Annotated in this window: 2 protein-coding genes; one reads left to right on the top strand and one right to left on the bottom strand. The window is 38.7% G+C overall.

What is annotated here, in order from left to right; genetic code table 11:
- Window positions 1-77 precede the first annotated feature (77 nt).
- Window positions 78-482: a hypothetical protein gene (locus E1140_RS07050; RefSeq protein WP_155180848.1), complete on the top strand. Its 405-nt coding sequence runs from the start codon at window positions 78-80 to the stop codon at window positions 480-482.
- 7 nt (window positions 483-489) lie between these two features.
- Here the strand turns inward: E1140_RS07050 and trpS are convergent.
- Window positions 490-1,369, bottom strand: an 880-nt coding sequence (trpS, locus tag E1140_RS07045) for a tryptophan--tRNA ligase (RefSeq protein WP_155180854.1), incomplete at its 5' end; no start/stop codon positions are given.

Here is a 1,369-nt window from a genome sequence, read left to right as displayed (position 1 = left end):
GTATAATATCAGTTTCAATCGTTTATTTTGCGACCTGAATAGAAATTAAAGTTCTCAGAATCAGATAATAAATTGTCATGAATATAGATAAGCTTAACCAAGATATAATAGCCATTTTAGATAACAAGATTGCCTTAGCTAATTTAGATTACAGTAGTCCCGACTATGACGATTTGGAAGAGTCGCTTCATGATAAAGAAGATGCCCTAATGAAGGATTTTGGACCTTATCTTGAAGAGGCTTTACATGAGGTTCATGACGAGTTTTGCCCGGACACAGATGTGTTGTTACCAATTGCCTATTTGCCGAGAGCCGCAAAAAAAGAGGGAACGGACTATAGCGTAACTATCGCTGACGGTGTATATGTTGAGGTTGATGATTATGCCTCTGAAGAAACTAAATTGGTTATTCTTCCTAATCCAACGAGGATAGAGCTTATGGTAGATGCGGACCAAAGAGAGGTCGTTTGGAAAGCTGAATAAACTAGGTTTAGAAACCCAGCTTTTCTCTTACACGACCTAAAACTTCTCTAGCAATTAGTCTCGCTTTTTCCTCGCCCTCTTTTAGTTTAGCATCAATCAAATCAGGGTTATTAATATATTCATTAAAAGCAGCTCTCTCTTTACTGAATTTATCAATAATCAAATCATAAAGTGCCTGCTTGGCATGGCCATAACCGTAGTTGCCACCAGTGTAGTTATTTCTCATTTCCTGTATCTGAGCATCTGTTCCTAACAGCTCATATATCTTAAATACATTACAAGTGTCAGGGTCCTTAGGTTCTTCCAGTGGAGTACTGTCCGTAACAATTGCCATTACCTGTTTTCTAAGAGGCTTGTCAGCCAGAAAGATATCTATAATATTACCATAAGATTTACTCATCTTTTGGCCATCAGTGCCGGGTATTGTCATTACCTGCTCATCAATTTTTGGCTCTGGTAACACAAAAGTATCACCGTACTGATGGTTAAATGAACTCGCAATGTCCTTTGTCATCTCCAGATGCTGTTTCTGATCTTTACCCACAGGTACAAAGTCAGCATCGTACATGATTATGTCAGCTGCCATAAGCACAGGGTAAGTGAATAAACCGGCATTAACATCAGCCAGTTTATCTGATTTTTCCTTAAATGAATGGGCATTGGCCAACATAGGAAAAGGAGTGAAGCAGTTCAAATACCATGTTAGCTCACATACCTCAGGAATCTTTGATTGACGGTAAAAGATATTTTTACTTGTGTCAAACCCACAAGCCAACCATGCAGCTGCTGTGGCATTGATATTGTTTTTGCGCTGCTCAGCATCTTTAATAGTGGTAAGCGAATGAAGGTCTGCTATAAAAAACAGGCACTCATTCTTCTCATCTCTA

It is taken from the genome of Fulvivirga lutimaris (assembly GCF_009711525.1).
Classification (GTDB): domain Bacteria; phylum Bacteroidota; class Bacteroidia; order Cytophagales; family Cyclobacteriaceae; genus Fulvivirga; species Fulvivirga lutimaris.
Note: the sequence above shows the minus strand (reverse complement) of the source record. Positions and strands in the feature narration are given on the sequence as shown.

Coding starts and splice junctions, on each gene's coding strand:
- E1140_RS07050 (WP_155180848.1), top strand. CDS start 78: ATGAATATAGATAAGCTTAACCAAGATATAATAGCCATTTTAGATAAC.